The sequence below is a fragment of the Methylomicrobium lacus genome (assembly GCF_041897535.1).
Lineage (GTDB): Bacteria > Pseudomonadota > Gammaproteobacteria > Methylococcales > Methylomonadaceae > Methylomicrobium > Methylomicrobium lacus_A.
Genome location: NZ_CP169217.1, coordinates 1,680,001 through 1,698,600 on the forward strand (window position 1 = coordinate 1,680,001; position 18,600 = coordinate 1,698,600).

The window sequence follows — 18,600 nt, forward strand, 5'->3', positions numbered from 1 at the left end:
TAAGGATCAACAATTGCCTGACTTTGGGTGCTTTATACCGCGCCAACAAAGCCATCCAGAACCAACTCGAAGAAGAGATAAAAACCCGAACCGCAAAACTCGACATGCTGATCGACAGCGGCCTGATGATGTCGATGGAAAAAAGCCGGTCCAAGTTGCTGAAACATATTCTGGTGGAGGGCCAGCGCCTGCTAAACTGCGACGGCGGCACGATGTACCTCGTTACCGAGGGAAATACGCTGCGTTTTGCCGAACGGACCCGCGGCGATCATTTACCCTTCGAAGAAATCGCGCTTTACGATAGGACCACAGGCCAGGCCAATGCGATGTATGCCTCCACTTATGCGGCGCTGCATAATGAAACGGTCATCATCGATGACGCGCATCAGGAAATCCGCTTCGACTGCAGCGGCACCCGCAAGTTTGACGCCCTGACTGGCTATCGCACCGTGTCCCTGCTGACCGTACCGATGGCGCCGCGCGGCGGCAAGGTGATCGGCATACTACAGTTTTTTAATGCCAAGGATCCCGCGACCGAGAAGATTATTTCATTCCCTCCCGACATCATCGATCTGGTCGGCGCGCTGGCCGCGCAAGCCGCGGTGGCTCTGGACAACCTGCAACTGGTGCAAAACCAAAAAGACACGACCGAAAACATTATCCGGATCATGGCGGAGGCCCTGGACAGCAAAAGCCCGCATACCGGCCACCATTGCGTGCGGGTACCGGAACTGGCGTTCATGCTGGCCGAAGCCGCCTGCAAAGAAACCCACGGACCTTTGGCCGATTTCAATTTTGCATCCGAGGATGAATGGTTCGAGTTTCGCGTCGGCGCCTGGCTGCACGACTGCGGCAAGGTCACGACGCCCGAGCATGTGATTGAAAAAGCGACCAAGCTGGATACGATCTACAATCGCATTCACGAAATTCGGATGCGCTTTGAAGTCCTGCTGCGGGACGCCGAGATTGCCTGCCTGCAAGCGCGGCTGCAAGGTCAGGACGAGGCGACTGCCAACGCCCATTTTGAACAACAGAAGGCCGAACTCATGGATGATTTCGCCTTCATCGCCTCATGCAATTTGGGCAAGGAAGCGATGAATCCAGCCGATATCGAGCGCATCAAAACGATTGCGCAAAAGCAATGGCTGCGCCACTTCGACGACAGGCTCGGCTTGTCGCGCGACGAGATGCATCGCCGACACGGCGAAACCCAAACACCGCTGCCGGCTGAAGAACGCCTGTTGAGCGACAAAGCCTGCCACATCATCCCGCGCAAGAATCAACAAAAACCCCGAGCCGAACTCGGCATCAAAATGACCGTTCCCGAAAATCTTTATAATTACGGCGAACTCTATAACTTGACCGTGCAAAAAGGCACGCTGACTCTTGAAGAACGCTATAAGATCAACGAACATATCATCGAAACGATCAAAATGCTCGAACAATTGCCGTTTCCGGATTCGTTGAGGCGTGTTCCGGAGTATGCCACCACGCATCATGAAACGCTTGACGGACAGGGTTATCCGCGCCGGCTATCCGCATCCGACTTGTCGGTTCCTGCCCGGATCATGGCGATTGCCGATATTTTTGAAGCGCTGACCTCAGCCGACCGACCCTATAAACAGCCCTACAAGCTGTCCAAGGCGCTCAAAATTCTGCACGACATGAAACTCAAGCGGCATATTGATCCTGACTTATTCGATCTTTTTTTAACCTCGGGAACTTACCGGAAGTTTGCCGAACTGTTTTTGGAGCCAGGGCAGATCGACGATGTCGACATTACTGCCTTTTTAAGTTCCCCCAGCCATTAAACCGGAGGTTATTTGAACATTGTACGTCCACCTTTTCGAGTCGATTCCGCCCAAACGGCCGAAGAGGCCGGCGTCGAAATCGTGCAGGCCTTTTTAGCGATCGAAAATCTACCCGAAAAAGTCAGCCGGGTTTTTGCGGCTCTGCTAAGCTGCCTCAATGCTGCGCCTGATGATTCGCTCGCCGTTGCCGGCCATCGCCTGGCCTGGACCATCGACCATGACGATCCCCACCTCGATCTTCCCTATCATAACCGGCAGCATGTTTGCGAGGTGATGCTGTGTTGCCATTATCTGGCTCGGCGCCTGAACCTGGATCAGCGAGAAACGCTCGAAATCCTGTTGGCCTCGCTATTCCACGACTTCCGGCACGACGGCACAAGCAATGGCGGCTTACCTTTCCGCTTAGAGCGCAATTCGGTCGTCCTGGCCGAACCTTATTTGCTTGGCGCCGGCGTCACATCGGCCCAACGCCGCAAGCTGGCGGCGCTGGTGCTGGCGACCAATCCGAACATAGGCCTGCCGATCGCCCATGCCAGCTACGATCACCATCATCATCGCGCGCCACTGCCGGAAATCCCCGTCACAGCACCCGAATTGAACGCACTCCGCAGCCGCCCCGCCGCCGACCAAGCCTTGATCCTGTGCGCTGCGGACATATTGCCGTCGATCGGCCTGACGATAGCTTATGCCCAAGCGTTGCAGGAAAAACTGGCTAAAGAATGGGGAACGGATTTAGGCATCGAAGACAAATTGCGCTTTATCGACAACACCCTGCCGATTTTTGCGATATGCGATTTTTTTGCGCCGAACATTCTTCGTCTCAAAGCCTATTTAATGGATCAGCTTGAGACTCAACACGATGCACGAAAAACCGGTTAAGTCGCGCACAGGCCTTGGACTCACCCTGCTGACGATTGCCTGTGCCGCATTTCTGCAACTGTCCAATCCGGTACCGGTGCAAATCCTGCGCAACACGACTTTCGACCAGTTCCAACGCTTCCAGCCGCGCAACTACCACGATGAGCCGGTCAGGATCATCGATATCGACGACGAAAGTCTCAAGCGCCTGGGGCAATGGCCATGGCCGCGCACACGCCTGGCCAAGTTGCTTGCCGTCTTGAAGCAGGCGGAACCCAAAGCGATTGCCTTCGATATACTCTTCGCGGAAGCCGACCGCACGTCGCCGCAGGCGATGCTGAATCTATGGCCTGTCTCCGAGGATCTGCGCCGCCTGCTCGCCAAGTTGCCCGATCACGACCAGATTTTTGCCGAGGAAATGACCGGCAGCCATGTGATCCTGGGCTTCTCCCCCAATGACCCAAGCCCCGCCGAACGCCAACTACCACCCGCGAAGGCGCGCTTCGTCGAAATCGGCGGATCGCCGAAGCCCTATCTGCCGTCCATTCAGGACTTCGTTGCGCCATTGCCGCCTTTCGAAACGGCCGCCGAAGGCATCGGCGCCCTCACCTTCATCCCCGATGCGGACGGCATCATCCGAAAAATCCCGCTGCTGCTGAACTATCGCGGCACGCTCGTACCCGCGCTGGCCGCCGAAGCCTTGCGTATCGCGCAGCAGGCCAAGAATTACACGATCGTGTCCGGCACCGAAAACGGCGCCGGCATCGGCGAAATCCGTATCGGTAAGATGACCGTGCCGACGACGGCGCAGGGCGAAATCTGGATTCATTACACCCGGCCGGAAGCCAGGCGTTTTATTCCGGCCTGGCAGATCCTTTCCGGAAATATCCCCGCGGCCTCATTGCAAGGCGGCATCCTGCTGGTCGGCGCTTCGGCTCAGGGCCTGATGGACCTGCGCTTCAGCCCGCTCGGCGACATCATTCCGGGCATCGAAATTCACGCCCAGGCGCTCGAACAAATGCTGAGCGGCAGCCATTTGCTCCGCCCTTCCTGGTCGAACTCACTCGAATTACTGATCGTTGCGCTGGGCGGCTTAGCGGTCGGCCTGATTACCTTGAATGCCGGCGCCCTGGCCTCATTCGGCGTTTTCCTGCTGGCCCTGGCATCCTTATGGCTTGGCGCCTGGCAGGCCTATCAAAGCCACTATCTGCTCGTCGATCCGATGGTTCCGAGCGCCGGCCTGGGGCTGGTTTTTCTGGTCGCCAGCGTATTCCGGCACCTCTACAGCGAGCGCCGGCAGCGCTGGGTCAAGGAAGCCTTTGCGCGCTACATCTCGCCGAACCGGGTCGAACATCTGATCGAACATCCCGAAGCGCTCGAACTCGGCGGCCGTCGCCAGGTTTGCAGCTTCGTGTTCAGCGACCTCGCCGACTTCACCGGCCTGATGGAATGCATGGACCCCGGCGAAGCGGTCGCCTTGCTGAATCATTATCTGGACGAGATGATCGCGATCGCCTTTCTGCATCACGGCACGCTGGACCGCATCGTCGGCGATGCAGTCGCGATCATGTTTTCGGCGCCTTTGGAACAAAAAGACCATCAACGCCGGGCGCTGGAATGCGCGATCGACATGCAGCGTTTCGCCCGCCGATACAGCCAGGATTTGAACGCAAAGGGCATCCGCTTCGGACAGACCCGCATCGGCGTCCATACCGGCGAAGTGATTGTCGGCAATTTCGGCGGCAATACCATTTTCGATTACCGGGCGCTCGGCGACCCGGTCAATACCGCATCAAGGCTCGAAGGCGCGAATAAATATCTCGGAACATCGATTTGCGTGTCGGAAGCGACTCTGGCCGGCTGCCCCGATCTCCCCGCCCGCCCGATCGGGCGCTTGCGGGTCAAGGGAAAAACCATCCCCTTGCAGGTTTTCGAACCGCTGGATGCGGTACTATCCGGCCAAGCCGCATTAGAAGATTATTTGGAGGCGTACCGATTGATGCGCGAGGAACAACCCGGCGCCATCGCGGCATTTAGGCAATTGGCGGCCAATTATCCAGGCGATTCCCTGGTGGCTTTTCATTGGCAGCGTTTGCGCGAAAATAAAACCGGCGATTTGATCGAATTGTCCGGGAAATAAGACGATCTTCGCACGTTAAAAAAGAGTCCCACGCGACGGGCTTCTTAGCGCCTGCACGTGTGAAAAACTACCGTTTCACATTGATCAAAACGGGGTAATATCTGTTAGGGCTTTCATGTCCACAATTTTCGAGCGTGCGGGCAATATCGATGCTGCTTGAAAAATCCGCAACGATAACAGGAGCGTCCGATGCCCCCGCAACAGTCAAACACCTCGATCGGCGATTGGACAAAGTTTTTGGCGATGTTATCGCTGGCCTTAGGCGCTTGGTGGGTCGAACCGGTTTTACACAGTAATCGCCCCTCTGCCCGCATGGAGACGATCGAACACCACTTCATTCAGGACGTGGATGCGCGTTTGTGGCAGGATCCGCTCGCGGCAGTTACGCAAACGTCGAACGACAAAATTCGTGGACACGGCAAACGTGATCTCTCCTGGCTGAAAAAGGTGGTGATCGCCGGGAACACGCAACTGGTGATCGGCGCTATGGTGCATGGCGGAGCCTCTCCCGAACAAATGGAAAACCGCCGCCGAACCCGCTATGCGGTGCTGGCCGCGCTGAACAAACACCGCTATGTTCCGAGTGACCCGGAGCACATCGGTTACATAAAGGTAGGCACTCCACCCAAGGCCTGCCCCCAATCATTTCCGCCGATGGCGTTCGAACGCTTCGAACTCGACAAACAGACTGCCGGGAATCAGCGTCCTGAAACACCTCGAAACATATTGCTGCTGTGGCTGACCAATGATGTTTTCGAAGCCGAGAGCTACGACGAAAAGCAACGGGCATCCTATCCCGCCGATCCCAAAGACTGCCTGCAGGCGATTTTCGACCAGCTCGAAGTCTCGCCTATCCTGATTGGTCCCGCCGACTCGGCGACGTTGAGACGACTGGGCCAAAAATCCTCCACGAAGCCACAATCAACCTCTCAAAAACCTGATTTCCGCGCCAGTTTCAGAGTGTATTCTCCGTTTGCGACAGCCGCGCTAACAGAGGATCTTCCCACATTCAAGCCACCCTTCCAGGACAACTGGCACCTGACCCGAACGATAGCCTCGAATGATCTTTTTGCGAAAGAATTGATTGCCGAACTGAAGCAACGAAAGATCGCCCCTCCTCAAACGCTGGCGTTGATCGGGCAGTGGGATACCGAATATTCGCGCGACCTGATCGAGCAATTTAAAACCCAATGGCATGGCAAGCTGTTAGCGCACAATTATTTGCGCGGCGTCGATGGACGCCTGCCGAACGACTCGGTTCAAAAAGAGCAGAAAACGAAAGACTCCTCGCAAACGGGTGCGCAGGGCAATGCGCCCGACGCGATCGAGCGCCCCGAAGGCGACCAGCAGATGGATTATCTGCGCCGTATCGTCGAGGAACTGCAGCAACAAGAAGCCGAGTTGTTTTCCCAATGCTCGGTCGAACAACGCATTCAACGGGCTTGCGGCATTCGCGCTATCGGCATACTCGGCAATGATTATTATGACAAATTGCTGACGCTGCAGGCGCTTCGGAAAAAGTTTCCCGATACGCTATTTTTTACCACCGATCTGGAAGCTGCGATGCTGCATCCCCAGGACAACGCTGATACTCGTAATCTGATCGTTGCTTCGGGATACGATCTAACGCTGACAAGTACCGACAATCCAGATCACGCGTTGCTGCAAGGCGAGATTCCGCCGTTTCGAAACAGCTATCAAACCGCGGTTTTTTACAGCGTCCAATTGGCGCTCTGTGAGTCTCCCGATTATCATAATTCTCAGGCAGACGCCTGCGATAAAATCGAGCAAATGACCCAGTATTCGAAATTTCTGAAGCCGCTCTTGTTCGAGATCGGCCGCACTGCGGCGATCACGCTCGGCGACAAAGTGCCCGGCGTGACTACCTTGCCGATCTTGCGGCATGCCCCGCTGTTTCTAGCCATCATTGGTTTTATTTTATTGGTTTCGTGGAGTTTTTTTGGCGATCGTACCCTTTGGCTCAAATTACAAATAGCAGCGGCATTTGTGGCAGCGGCAGTTATGTCGATCGTCTTCCTGATTTACTGGATCAAGAATCAATCGCTTGAACCGCTGCTGTGGTTCGAAGGCGTCAGCATCTGGCCGAGCGAATTGTTACGGCTGATTTCGCTCTTCTTGTCGACCTATCTATTGGTTAAAATCTTTTTCGATCTCCGGCAGTGCAAGGCGGAACTTACGGCTACATTTTATCCTTCCGGACGTTATGTCCCGCGTTCCAGACTAAGGCGGCCCTTGTCTTATGTGTTTCTGATCGATTACGTAGAAAACGTTTGCTGGCAAAAAACGATCAAAACCGCGATCCCGCAGGCGCTCGGCATGTTCTTTCTGAGCGTCGTTCTGATGCTCGAATTCGGCTTTCCGAAAGTGCCGGTGCGCGGAGATTGGGAATTCGAATTCGATTTGATACTCACGGCATTCAGCGTAAGCGCGTCCTTGCTGCTGCTTTTCAGCGTCGTTCGCATCACGTTTCTGACGACCGTGCTGGCGAAGAATTTATCCGGCAAAACGCGCTGGCCAAGCGAAGTCATGGAGGCGCACGGAGTATCGTCGTTTGGCCGGCATTACTCCGACGACTGGCTGGACGTGTTGTTGATTGCCCGCGTCACCGAACCGGTCGGGCGCATCATTTTTTATCCGATATGGCCGCTGCTACTGCTTTATACAGCGCGCAGCCCGCTGTTCGATAACTGGGGCTTCCCGCCTGCCTTGATCATCGGCATCACAGTAACACTGGCGATCGCATTCTACAACGCCTGGCATCTGCGTCACATGGCCGAAGAAATGCGCAGCGGCGGCCTCAGGCGGCTGAATAAAAATCTGTTGAAAATGCTCGGCAAGCCAGGCGAAGCGCATGATCAAATCATCGCGCAATTACGGATGATCATCGAACGCGTCACCCATATCCGCGAAGGGGCCTTTGCGCCATTGTCCGAACAGCCTGCGGTTCAGGCGCTTTTGACCGCCGTCAGCGCCGTTTCGGGATTGAAGCTTGCGGAATATTTCACTTTTTTTTAGTTTTTGACCGATAAGTGCTTTGCCGGATTAATTGCCGGCAGCACCGTTCAGCCAATCCAGATATTTGGCGACGCCCTGTTTGACGGTCAGGAATTCTTTCTGATAACCGGCCTGCCTAAGGCCTGAAATATCGGCCTGGGTATAGCTCTGATAAGCGCCTTTCAAATGATCCGGGAACGGAATGTATTCGATCTCGCCCTCGCCGTGCCAGTCGATCACCGCCTCGGCGACCTGATTGAAGGTCTCGGCCCTGCCGGTGCCGACGTTGAAAATGCCGCGCTGTTCGGGGTGATCGAAAAACCAGAGATTCACGTCGACCACGTCGCCGACATAGACGAAATCGCGCTTCTGCTCGCCGTTTGCGAAGCCGTCAATCCCCTCGAACAGACGGGCTTTCTTCTGCTCGATCAGCTGGCGGTTGAAATGGAACGCGGTGCTGCTCATCGCACCCTTGTGCTGTTCCCTCGGCCCGTAGACGTTAAAATAACGGAAGCCGGCGATTTGAATCCTGGTTTCGGGCAAGATCTTCCGCACATATTGGTCGAACTGAAACTTCGAATAGGCGTACATGTTGATCGGCTTTTCGCAGGCGCGCTCGACCCTAAATCCGTGCTCACCGCTGCCGTACACCGAGGCGGACGAGGCGTAAAGGAAGGGCGTATTTTTTGCGATGCACCAGTGCAGGATGCGCTTCGAGTAATCGTAATTGTTCTCCATCACGAAGCGGCCGTCCCATTCGGTCGTCGCCGAACAGGCGCCCTGATGGAAGACGCCGCGCACCTGGTTCAGGAAGCACGGCGAATCGAGCTTCTTGATGAACTGCTCCTTGTCCAGATAATCGGCGATGTCGAGATCGGCCAGATTGTGCATCTTGCGGCCGTTCAGCAGATTGTCGACCAGCAGGATGTTGCGCTCGCCGCGTTCGTTCAATGCCTTGATCAGATTGCTGCCGATAAAGCCGGCGCCGCCCGTGACTACGATCATGCTGTTCCCCTCGCCTTGTTGATCATCGATGTCGTCGATTGCCCGTCGACGAACTGCAAAATTTTGACTTCGCCGCCCGCCTTGATCACGCAGTCGCCGCCGGCGACCTGATCGGGCGCGTAATCTCCGCCCTTGACCAGCACGTCGGGCAGCAGGCGGCAGTACAGGCGCTCCGGCGTTTCTTCCTCGAAGGCGACGACCCAATCGACGCAGGCCAGCGCCGACAGCACCGTCATCCTCTCCTTCAGGCCGTTGATCGGGCGCGACTCGCCTTTCAATTGTTTGACCGACGCATCGGAATTCACCGCGACGACCAGGCGGTCGCCAAGCGCCCTCGCCTGCTCCAGATAGGTCACATGACCCGCATGCAGGAGGTCGAAACAGCCGTTGGTCATGATGATCTTTTCGTTGTACGCTTTCGCGCGCGCAACGATGTGCATCAATTCGTCTTCCGAGACGATGCCGTACAACGCGCCGCGGTCGCCGTGCAGCCCCCGGCTCAGTTCCTCGACCGATACGGTCGAGGTGCCGAGCTTGCCGACCACGATGCCGCCGGCCAGATTGGCCATACACATCGCCTCGCGCAGCGGCAGTTCCAGCGCCACGCCGAGCGCCATCACCGCGATCACCGTATCGCCGGCGCCGGTCACGTCGAACACGTCCTTCGCCTGTGCGGGCAAGGAATGCGTTTCGGTCTCCTGAATCAGGGTCATGCCGGCTTCACCGCGCGTCAGCAGCAGGCTCTGCACCATGCAGCGCTGCAACAGTTCCCGCCCCTTGTCGAGAATGTCCCTCTCACCCGCGCAGGCGCCGGCCACCGCGAGAAATTCGGACAGGTTCGGCGTGATCACGTCGGCAAGCCGGTAACGCAGGTAATCGACGCCCTTCGGATCGACCAAGACTTTCAACCCGGCCTGCTTCGCCATCGCAATATGATGCGTCACGTCGGTGAGCGTGCCCTTGCCGTAGTCCGAAAACACGATCGCCTGATGGTTCGGCAGATGCTTTTTGAGTTTGGTCGTCATCGCCTCGCGGTCGAAAGCGATCGGCGTATCTTCGAAATCGAGGCGGAGCAATTGCTGGTGCTGCGCCATGATGCGCAGTTTACAGATGCTGCGCGCGCCTTTCGCGACCACGAAATCGCAAACGACGCCCTCGGCTTCGAGCAATTGCTTGATCGTCCGGCCTTCCGCGTCATCGCCGACCACCGCGACCAGGGTCACCTTGCCGCCGAGTTTGGCGATGTTCAGCGCCACGTTGCCGGCGCCGCCGATGCGCTCCTCGCTGCCCTTGACCCTGACGACCGGCACCGGCGCTTCCGGCGAGATGCGCGCGGCCTGGCCGGACCAGTAGCGGTCCAGCATCACGTCGCCGACGACGATGATCCGGGCGCGGCTGAAATCAGGCGTTGTCGCGATCACTGAACGCCTCCTCGACCAGACCGCACCACCAGTGCCCGATTAAAATGTGCGCTTCCTGAATCCTTGCCGTGACCTGTTCCGGCACCACCACCGACATCGTCGCGATGCCGGCCAGCATGCCGCCGCCACAGCCGGTCAGGCCGATCACCGCCATGCCTTTGTCGATCGCCGCCTCGGCCGCGTTCAGCACGTTCTTGCTGCATCCCGAGGTCGAAACCGCGATCAGGCAATCGTTTTCGCTGCCGAGCGCCTCGACCTGACGCGCGAAAACGCTGTCGAAATGGTAGTCGTTCGAATGCGCGGTCAGAATCGAGGTATCGGTCGTCAACGCGATCGCCGCCAAAGGTCGCCGGTGCTTTTCATAGCGGACCACAAACTCGGCCGCGATATGCTGGCAGTCGGCTGCACTGCCGCCGTTGCCGCACAACAGGATTTTGCCGCCCTGCTTGAGCGTATCGATCAAGAGCTCCCCCGCCGACTCGATCACGTCGCTGCGGGTCCTGAGCTTTTCTATCATCGCCTGATGCTGTTCCAGCTCGGCCATAAATGTTTTCAAAATAACGTCCTCTCAATACTTTTAAGACAGGTCAATCAGGTGATATCGTCTTCGGCGGGTTCTTTGAACTGCAACTGGTGCAGTCTCGCATAAGCACCGTTCCGCGTGAGCAACTCCTGGTGCGAGCCGCTCTCGACGATGCGGCCGTGTTCCATGACCAGAATCATATCAGCATTTTCGATCGTCGATAACCGGTGTGCGATCACCAGTGTGGTCCTGTTACTCATCACTTTTTGCAGCGCCGCCTGAATGTAACGCTCCGATTCGGTATCGAGCGCCGAGGTCGCCTCATCCAGAATCAGGATCGGCGCATCCTTCAACAGCGCGCGGGCCAGCGCCAGCCGCTGCCTTTGCCCGCCGGACAGCTTGACGCCGTTCTCGCCGATTTCGGTATCGAGCCCCAAATCGAGCTTGTCGACGAACTCCAGCGCATAGGCATCGCGCGCGGCCGCCTCGATTTTTTCCCGCTCGCTGCCGGCCATCGCGCCATAGGCGATATTGTTCGCGATCGTATCGTTGAACAGGATCACCTGCTGGGTAACCAGCGCGATCTGCCGGCGCAAATTGGCCAGTTTATAGCGGTTGATCTCGATCCCATCGAGCAAGATCTCGCCCTGTTCATGCGGATAGAAGCGCGAGATCAGGTTCGCGAAGGTGCTCTTGCCGCCGCCGGAGGCGCCGACCAGAGCGACCGTCTGGCCCGGCTCGATCCTGACGCTAATATCCTTCAGCGCCCAGTCATTGGCGCCCTCATAACGGAACGACAGGTTTTTGAATTCCAGAGCGCCCTGACTGCGGTCTGTTTGATAGTCGCCGTGGTCCGGCTCCGCCTCTTCGTCCAGAATCTCGAACAGCGATTCGGCCGCAGCGATGCCTTTCTGGATTTCGCTGTTCGCGTCGCTGAGTTGACGGATCGGCCGCGGCAACAGGAACGCCGCGGTCAGATAACCGACGAATTCGCCGACGCTGGCCTTCTGCATGAATAACAGCGCCAGATACATCAAGCCCGACAGCGCGATCGCGATGATGAACTGCATCAGGGGATTATGAATCGCCATCGTGGTCGCGAGCTTCATCGATTGCCGGCGGTTATACTGGCTGCTTTCGAGAAAACGCCGTTTCTCGTAGGCTTCGCCGCCATAGCTGCGCACGACCCGGTGGCCGCCAACCAATTCGGAGGTGATATGGGTCATGTCGCCGACCGACTCCTGGATGCGCTTGCTGATCATACGCAGGCGTTTGCTGACATAGGTGACCGACACCGCAATGATCGGCGTGATCGCGACGAACACCAGCGACATCTGCCAGTTCGTGTAAAACAGATAAATGACCAGGCCCAAGGAGGTCATCCCTTCGCGCACGAAGGTGCGCACCGAGTCGGTGGTCGCCCGGGTGACTTCGCCGACATTGTTCGTGATCCTGGCGATCATGTAGCCGCTGTTGTTCGAATCGAAGTAACTGGTCGGCAGTTCGGTATATTTATTGAAAATCTGGCAGCGCAGCGCATGCACGACATTGGCCGACACTTTCGCGAGAAAATAATTGCCGATAAAGGCGCCGATGCCGTGAATCACGATCAGGCCGCTGAACAGCAGCGGCAGATAAAACATGCCTTCGCGCGCTTCGGTTTGCAGGGTATCGATGATGTGTTTGACCAGCGCCGCAAACAACGTCTGCGTCCCCGAATACAGCATGAAGCCCAGGATGCTGATAAAAAACAGCCCCCGGTGCGGGATCACGTAGCGCAATAGCCGCCTGTAGACTTGGGCGCCGCCTTTTTCTTGGGTTTTCTTGTTGGTTTTCATTTTTTATAGCGCCGGTACGGAAGGCAAATATTGAGAGACGCCGCGCTCGGCAACCGTCAACTCCTGCCGCGCCAGCCGCTCCATCAGCCGCTGATAGTTGATGTCCTGGCGGCTTTTGTCATGCTGCGCATGCCACAGGTGCAGGACCGGCGCCGCAAAGCGGCCTTCCTTGCGCCGGATGCCGGCATGGATCAGCCGGATCACCAGGTCGGAATCTTCATAACCCCAGCCTTCGAACAGCTCGTCGAAGCCATTCACCGCGATAAAATCGTTTTTCCAGACGGCCAGGTTGCAGGTCATCGCCTTTTCCCATTTCTGCGGCTGCAAAAGGCGCAAACGTCCGAGCGGCAATTGCAGCAGCGGGAGAACCCGATTGATATTGCCCTGAAGCCTGAGCCGGCCAAAATACAGCCAGTTCCGCAAATATAGCGGCAATGCTTTGCCCAATACTTCGGCGGTAAAAGCCTGGCTCAAGAGGATCCGGTTGCCGGGCACGAAATGGCCGGCTTCCGCCAATTGGCGATGCTTGGAAATAAAATCGGGCAGCATCAGGCAATCCCCGTCGACGAAGAGCAAATAATCACCGCGGCTAAGCGCGGCAGCCTTGTTCCGAATCGTGCCGGCGCGGAAACCGTTGTCTTCATGGTGGACATAGTCGACCGGAACCGGCGCGTCTGCGCAATAGCGCCGCGCTTTTTCGAGATTCTCGGAACGCGAGCCGTCATCGGCGATGATGATCTCAAAATCACGGTCGGTTTGCGCGTATAAACTGTCCAGGCAGAGCTTCAGCGCCTCCGGCCAGTTATAGGTGGTCACGATCACGCTGATCCGCTTCATTTCGGCCCTAGGTCGCGGTTTTGCAGTTCCCAAAGTTTCAGGTACTTGTAATAAGCGCCTTCCGCATTCGAAACGGCCAGCATGAAGCCTTGGCGTCCGTCCAGGATAGACGCCTTGAGGCAATAGGTGCGGATAAACGTCCACAAGGCCTTCAATACCGCCTTGCTCAGCGACGAACGCACGCCTTTTCGCTGCAGCATCTCCGCGCCCAGGGTCGAATACGTATTGACCTTGTGCAGGACTTCCCCGAGATCGACGAAGGCCTCGTGCAGGAGCGGCGCTTTGAAGCGGCCGATTTCGCCTTCGACGATGACGCGCTCATGCACGACCGCATCGGTGAAGCGTCCCGCCTCGCGGCGGAACAGCCGCAGCACATAATCCGGCCACCAGCCGCCATGGCGAATCGCCCTGCCGCAGTAATCGGACAGACGCGGAATTTCGAAGCCGCTCATCGGTTCCGCTGCGATGGCCTGCTCGATTTCGTGCCGCAATTCAGGGCTGACCACCTCGTCCGCATCGATCGACAAGACCCAATCGCCTTGCGCCTTGTCGAGCGCGCGCTGCTTCTGTATGCCGAAGCCCGGCCAATCGGTTTCGAAAACCTTGTCGGTAAAGCGGCGGCAAATCGCCACCGTCTCGTCGCTGCTGCCGGAATCAAGCACGATGATCTCGTCGGCCCAGGCGACCGATTCCAGGCAGCGCCCGATGTGCGCGGCCTCGTTTTTGGTGATCACGATCACGCTAAGCACGGTCTGTCTTCGCCTCATGGGTGGACTGTTGCGCCAGCAAACAGCCGACAAAAAAGGCCAATAAATTGCCTTCCGGAAAGGTCTTGAAGTTTGAATTAAACAGACTGCTGGCGGCAATCGCGACCAACACGCTCGCGGCTATCGCTCCGTAGGGTTGCAGGGCCGCGCCCTGTCTGACCGCCGTAAAAATATAAGCCAAAAACAGCAGCAACCCGATCAGGCCATTTTCGACCCAGACGAATAAGAACTGATTATGCGGATCGGTGGCGGGCTCGCCGCGCCAATCCCGATATTTGGGGGCGACATGTGCACTATAAACGCTCTTGAAAGACGAAGTCCCGTAACCGAGCAGCGGTTTGTTTTGTATCAATTCCCAGGCGTTTTGATAAAAAACGACTCTGACCCCCATCGAAGTCACTTTTTCGCTGGTTTGATAATGGGTGATTTCTTCCACGCCGAGCCGGATACGCTGTTGCAGGGTGCTCGAAGTCAATAGGACCAGAGCAAGGGCAAGAGTGGTAACGCCCAATATGTGCGGGATTTTTTTATAGCCGTAAAGGTTGATAAACGCGAAAACCGCCGCGACAGGTAAAGCGAGATAGCCACTCCTCGAAGGGCTGATAAAGAAAACATTCAGTAAAAACAAAGCCAACAACCCGAGCAATACGCGCTTCTTTTGCAGGCTGGCTTCTTTGAGCAGGAAAATACAACATAAGGCGGCGACCACGAAGGCCATACTCTGCGAAGAATGGTTGGTCATAAAGATGCCGGCTTCTCCCCGCCCCTTGATCGGAATATCCAGCAACCACAAAGGGATCGCAATCACCGCGCCGAATGCCATCACGGCTAAATAGAACTCAACAAAGCGTTTTTTCCATGGCGTTTGATAAAACACCCCGAATAGCACGAAGGTGTAAACCAATTTTTTCCAACTCGTGAGCGTGGTGATTTTTTCTGCCCACGACGTCTCCGCATATAAACTGCCGATAATCAGCCAGGCAAAAAACAACAGCAGCATTTTTCCGGCGGGCTGTGCGGCGGAAAGTTTGAGTCCCTGCCAAACCTGTCCGGCCACCAGCCAGGTCAAAATCATCAAAACGCAAGCCACGCTGGTCACGGCGGTCGACATGGGCGCGGCAATCGCGGCGATGATCGCCAGATAGCGGCAGGTTTGGAGAGATTTCTCGGCCACAGCGGAGTAAGAAAACATGGGTTTTTGAATTATCTCCATAATTGGTAAATATATTTGCGCTTTAACTTTTCGAAGCTAAACAGCCATTTTTGCAGCCACGTCGGCGGCGCCGCTTCGACGGCGCTGGCAAACAATCCATTTTTACTGCCTTGCTCAACCACCGGGGCCTCCAGCCAAACGATTTGGATGCCGAGCTCTCTGTCGATTCTATCAAATTGATTATCGATGGGGGCGCTGATCTTGTGAGTCGTGATCCAGTTCAGCCTTTTACGCGCGGTGGCCGAATCAATGATGAAGGAATCGGTAAAACGGCCGCGCGCACCGAGATAGAGATATTGCCCCGGCTTGCGTTGGCTCTTCGGCGTAAAGAAATTACCGCCCGAGCCGATGTAGATGACTTTTTCGCCCGGAAACTGCCCGCTTTGTGCCAATGCCCGCGCCAACCCGACATGAAAATCTTTCGCGAAAACCGCATCGTCTTCCAGGATCAGATTAAACTGACTGTCGTTTTCGACCACTTTCTGCAAAACCACAATATGCTTCAAAGCGCAGGATTTTTGCGCCGCAGACAAATTGTTCCCTTTCGTGAAATAGCGGTCGACGATGTCATCGCTCAACTCATCGGCATCCCAATCAAAAATGAACTCCGCGTTAAGGCCCGCTTCCGCAAGCTGCTTTTCCATAAACGCGCGGCGTTCGGCGAATGCCTTCACGTTCAGGACATAGACATGATCGAGTTGCTTCGGGGTTTCTGTGCGCATTATTTTTGGCTATCAATTGGCTGACTGAACGTTTCCCTGGCCGGGCAGGACGCTGATCATTTTATCGGCCCAGCACTTGCCTGACTACGTTTTTAACGGTTGCAGGGGTGAGAGTATCCAAGCACCGGCTCCGGCTTTGCCTGTGCCTGTCACAGCCTTCCAAATCGCAAGGCACACAATCGCCCTGGCCTTGGATCAGATACACATTGCTCACCTGCTGATCGCCGACTTTTTCGAACGGATTGCGGTCTTGGCGGTAATCGCAAGGCCAGGGCGCCCATTTGACAGGATTGGTCGGCCCGAACAGCGCAATGACCGGAACCCGCGTTGCGGCAGCCAGATGGGTGATGCCGGTGTCGGGGCCGATGAAACAGCGAGCGCCCGCGATGACGTGCGCCAATTGCGCCAATGTCAGCTGCCCGGCCAGGTTGACCGTGTCTTCGGGCAGGCGCTTTTGCAGCTCGGCGACGAACCGGATCTCCTGCTCCGCCGGCCCTCCCGACAACACCAGTTGCAAACCTGCCTCGGCCAGATAGCGGCCGATGTCCACCCAGCCGTCTAGGGTCCACTGTTTGTAGGTCCATTGCGGATAAGGATGCAGCGCCGCATAGGCGCGATCCTCGGCAATCAAAGCTTCTGGTGCCGCCGCTTCGCTCCGCGGCGGAACCAGCGCATAGCTCCGAGGAATCGCCAGCACATCCGCCAGTTTCAGGTTTTGTAAAACGGTATGCGTATTTTCGTTGTCATGCTCGACATAGCCTTGCAGAAAATAGCGTTTCCACCAGCCCGTCGCGCCTTTAGGCGGTACGATCGCGGCACGCTTGGGCGCGGCCAGCAGACTGTACAGGAACGGACGATCGCCCGCCTGCACCGCAACGGCCAGATCGTAGCGCCTGAATATGCGCCCGACCAGGCGGCCGAGTTCCGCGAATGTCGGACGATTCGGCGTCGTGATGATCTGATCGATATCGGCATTGCCTTCGAACATCCCGGCCGTACTCCGGAAGATCAGCATGTCGATCCTTGCCTCGGGATAGGCCTGTTTGAGCGAATGCAGCAGCGGCGTCGTCAGCAAGGCGTCACCGAGATAGCGCAAGGCGATCAATAAAATCCTCGCCGGAGGACGCTTGAAGACTATTCGGTTAGCCATCGCTTGCGATCGGTCTATTCGCTGCTCGCGCCTTGCCAGGCACGTTTATCCGCTCTCGCACGCAAGCGTCCGCCCAGCGTTTTGGCAAACGCCAACACGCGCGGCGCGCCCCCCAATGCGACCGCATCGACCAGGCAATACCAGGCGGCGACGCCGCTCGGCGGATTGCCTTGCGGCAAATGCAAAACCGGATCGATTGAGGCCCATTTCCAGGTGCCGACCGCGGTGCCGATCAACTCGAGCCAGGTAGTGATGAAAAACGCCGCCAGATACACCATCGGCGAGCGGCCTTTGAACAGATAAATCAGAAACACCACGAACAGCAGCGCACCGACCCAATCGCCCTGTTCGCTGAGGCCGCTGATGCCCCAGAACGACCAGGCGCCGCAGACCAGTACCACGAAAGCGGCGATTTCGCGCGCATAGGTCTGGAACAAGCCGGAACGCGCCAAGGCGACGGCGGTCAGATAGACCATGCCGTGGCCGGGCGGCACATAGGCAGGCACGTTATGATAGCGGTAGGTATAGCCGCCCATGAACGGCGAGGCGAAATGCTCGCCGATCGTCGCGAACGCCACCGCGATCGCGACCTGCACCCGAATTTCCTTGTTTTCGCCGAGCAAGAGGCCGATCAAAAACACCCAGCCGCAAACGCCCAGCGCATTCTGTTTTTCGATGCCCGCAGTCGCGTCGCTGAGCAGACAGACCGCGACACAAAAAAAGGTAAAGCCGGCAATGAAATAATCGCGTTTTCGATGGCTGTAGGCAACTCCTGCCTTCGGAAAATGGCGTAACACACGTACCTCGATGGATTGTTTAATCGAATACCCAAGCAATCGCGCCGTAGCGGCCGAGCTTGCCGAGCAGGATGATCAGGACGCCGGACAACAGCGGCAATTTCAACCAGCCGCCCGCGAAACACAGCGCATCGCCGATCACCGGCAGCCAGGAGAAAAACAAGGCCCAGACGCCGCGTTTTTGGACTAGTTCCAACGCTCTTTGGGATTTCGCCGGCAGCAAGGCGGCGGCCGGATAGCGCTTCGCGGCCAGCAGGCCGAGCCCCCAGGTCGTCATCGCGCCGAGCGTATTGCCGAGCGTCGCGACACCGACCAATTGCAGGGCCGGATGACGGCCTTCCGCGATCAGGTAGGCCAACACCGCTTCGGAACCGCCCGGCGCGATCGTGGACGACACGAAGGCGCTGACGAACAGGCCGCCGATTTCTAACCAGGCTTCTGTCATTTTTTATTCATAATAAAAAACCCCTGCGTGCGCAAATGCAGCAGGGGTTTTATGGGAT

General features: G+C 56.9%; 15 protein-coding genes (1 of these 15 only partly in view). 4 read left to right on the top strand and 11 right to left on the bottom strand.

The window, feature by feature from the left end:
- From ACEPPP_RS07345 to ACEPPP_RS07360, 4 genes are all read left to right on the top strand, one after another.
- On the top strand, positions 1-1,811 hold the 3' portion of the coding sequence (locus ACEPPP_RS07345; protein WP_374090378.1) for an HD domain-containing phosphohydrolase. 364 nt of this gene lie to the left of the window's left edge; the window shows 1,811 of its 2,175 coding nt (coding positions 365-2,175); its start codon lies beyond the left edge, outside the window; it ends in the stop codon at positions 1,809-1,811.
- Between the two features lie 12 nt (positions 1,812-1,823).
- A complete protein-coding gene (locus tag ACEPPP_RS07350) occupies positions 1,824-2,690 on the top strand; it encodes a hypothetical protein (RefSeq protein ID WP_374090379.1) in 867 nt (288 codons plus the stop codon).
- Positions 2,671-4,809, top strand: a complete 2,139-nt coding sequence (locus ACEPPP_RS07355) for a CHASE2 domain-containing protein (RefSeq protein WP_374090380.1) — start codon at positions 2,671-2,673, stop codon at positions 4,807-4,809. Before ACEPPP_RS07350 ends, ACEPPP_RS07355 begins: the two co-directional genes overlap by 20 nt.
- A gap of 189 nt (positions 4,810-4,998) precedes the next feature.
- Positions 4,999-7,845: a hypothetical protein gene (locus tag ACEPPP_RS07360; RefSeq protein ID WP_374090381.1), complete on the top strand. Its 2,847-nt coding sequence runs from the start codon at positions 4,999-5,001 to the stop codon at positions 7,843-7,845.
- Positions 7,846-7,872: 27 nt separating this feature from the next.
- Here ACEPPP_RS07360 and rfaD read toward each other — a convergent pair whose 3' ends face one another.
- The 11 genes from rfaD to ACEPPP_RS07415 all read right to left on the bottom strand — a co-directional run bounded on the left by rfaD (position 7,873) and on the right by ACEPPP_RS07415 (position 18,542).
- Positions 7,873-8,829, bottom strand: a complete 957-nt coding sequence (gene rfaD, locus ACEPPP_RS07365) for an ADP-glyceromanno-heptose 6-epimerase (RefSeq protein WP_374090382.1) — start codon at positions 8,827-8,829, stop codon at positions 7,873-7,875.
- Positions 8,826-10,193, bottom strand: a complete 1,368-nt coding sequence (gene hldE, locus ACEPPP_RS07370; RefSeq protein ID WP_374090905.1) for a bifunctional D-glycero-beta-D-manno-heptose-7-phosphate kinase/D-glycero-beta-D-manno-heptose 1-phosphate adenylyltransferase HldE — start codon at positions 10,191-10,193, stop codon at positions 8,826-8,828. The genes rfaD and hldE overlap by 4 nt, the downstream gene beginning before the upstream one ends.
- 37 nt (positions 10,194-10,230) lie before the next feature.
- Positions 10,231-10,767, bottom strand: coding sequence for an SIS domain-containing protein (locus ACEPPP_RS07375; protein ID WP_374090906.1), 537 nt, complete (start codon positions 10,765-10,767; stop codon positions 10,231-10,233).
- Between the two features lie 74 nt (positions 10,768-10,841).
- Entirely contained in the window at positions 10,842-12,611 is a 1,770-nt protein-coding gene (msbA, locus tag ACEPPP_RS07380) for a lipid A export permease/ATP-binding protein MsbA (protein WP_374090383.1), read from the bottom strand.
- Between the two features lie 3 nt (positions 12,612-12,614).
- Positions 12,615-13,448, bottom strand: coding sequence for a glycosyltransferase family 2 protein (locus ACEPPP_RS07385; protein ID WP_374090384.1), 834 nt, complete (start codon positions 13,446-13,448; stop codon positions 12,615-12,617).
- On the bottom strand, positions 13,445-14,197 hold the full coding sequence (locus ACEPPP_RS07390) for a glycosyltransferase family 2 protein (RefSeq protein WP_374090908.1): 753 nt from the start codon (positions 14,195-14,197) through the stop codon (positions 13,445-13,447). Before ACEPPP_RS07390 ends, ACEPPP_RS07385 begins: the two co-directional genes overlap by 4 nt.
- The gene (locus ACEPPP_RS07395) at positions 14,190-15,407 is read right to left on the bottom strand and encodes an O-antigen ligase family protein (RefSeq protein ID WP_374090385.1); all 1,218 of its coding nucleotides are present in this window, start codon (positions 15,405-15,407) and stop codon (positions 14,190-14,192) included. The genes ACEPPP_RS07390 and ACEPPP_RS07395 overlap by 8 nt, the downstream gene beginning before the upstream one ends.
- An 11-nt stretch (positions 15,408-15,418) precedes the next feature.
- Positions 15,419-16,150, bottom strand: a complete 732-nt coding sequence (locus tag ACEPPP_RS07400; protein ID WP_374090386.1) for a glycosyltransferase family 25 protein — start codon at positions 16,148-16,150, stop codon at positions 15,419-15,421.
- A gap of 61 nt (positions 16,151-16,211) precedes the next feature.
- Positions 16,212-17,300 (bottom strand): glycosyltransferase family 9 protein, encoded by a 1,089-nt coding sequence (locus ACEPPP_RS07405; protein ID WP_374090387.1) that lies wholly within the window; start codon positions 17,298-17,300, stop codon positions 16,212-16,214.
- A 14-nt stretch (positions 17,301-17,314) separates the two neighbouring features.
- Positions 17,315-18,097, bottom strand: a complete 783-nt coding sequence (locus tag ACEPPP_RS07410) for a hypothetical protein (RefSeq protein WP_374090388.1) — start codon at positions 18,095-18,097, stop codon at positions 17,315-17,317.
- A 19-nt stretch (positions 18,098-18,116) separates the two neighbouring features.
- A complete protein-coding gene (locus tag ACEPPP_RS07415; RefSeq protein ID WP_374090389.1) occupies positions 18,117-18,542 on the bottom strand; it encodes a YqaA family protein in 426 nt (141 codons plus the stop codon).
- Positions 18,543-18,600: the final 58 nt, after the last annotated feature.

Excerpts from the sequence above, each read along its gene's own strand:
- ACEPPP_RS07355 (WP_374090380.1), top strand. The coding sequence starts at position 2,671 with ATGCACGAAAAACCGGTTAAGTCGCGCACAGGCCTTGGACTCACCCTG.
- ACEPPP_RS07360 (WP_374090381.1), top strand. The coding sequence starts at position 4,999 with ATGCCCCCGCAACAGTCAAACACCTCGATCGGCGATTGGACAAAGTTT.
- rfaD (WP_374090382.1), bottom strand. The coding sequence starts at position 8,829 with ATGATCGTAGTCACGGGCGGCGCCGGCTTTATCGGCAGCAATCTGATC.
- hldE (WP_374090905.1), bottom strand. The coding sequence starts at position 10,193 with ATGCTGGACCGCTACTGGTCCGGCCAGGCCGCGCGCATCTCGCCGGAA.
- ACEPPP_RS07375 (WP_374090906.1), bottom strand. The coding sequence starts at position 10,767 with ATGATAGAAAAGCTCAGGACCCGCAGCGACGTGATCGAGTCGGCGGGG.
- msbA (WP_374090383.1), bottom strand. The coding sequence starts at position 12,611 with ATGAAAACCAACAAGAAAACCCAAGAAAAAGGCGGCGCCCAAGTCTAC.
- ACEPPP_RS07385 (WP_374090384.1), bottom strand. The coding sequence starts at position 13,448 with ATGAAGCGGATCAGCGTGATCGTGACCACCTATAACTGGCCGGAGGCG.
- ACEPPP_RS07395 (WP_374090385.1), bottom strand. The coding sequence starts at position 15,407 with ATGTTTTCTTACTCCGCTGTGGCCGAGAAATCTCTCCAAACCTGCCGC.
- ACEPPP_RS07400 (WP_374090386.1), bottom strand. The coding sequence starts at position 16,150 with ATGCGCACAGAAACCCCGAAGCAACTCGATCATGTCTATGTCCTGAAC.
- ACEPPP_RS07405 (WP_374090387.1), bottom strand. The coding sequence starts at position 17,300 with ATGGCTAACCGAATAGTCTTCAAGCGTCCTCCGGCGAGGATTTTATTG.
- ACEPPP_RS07415 (WP_374090389.1), bottom strand. The coding sequence starts at position 18,542 with ATGACAGAAGCCTGGTTAGAAATCGGCGGCCTGTTCGTCAGCGCCTTC.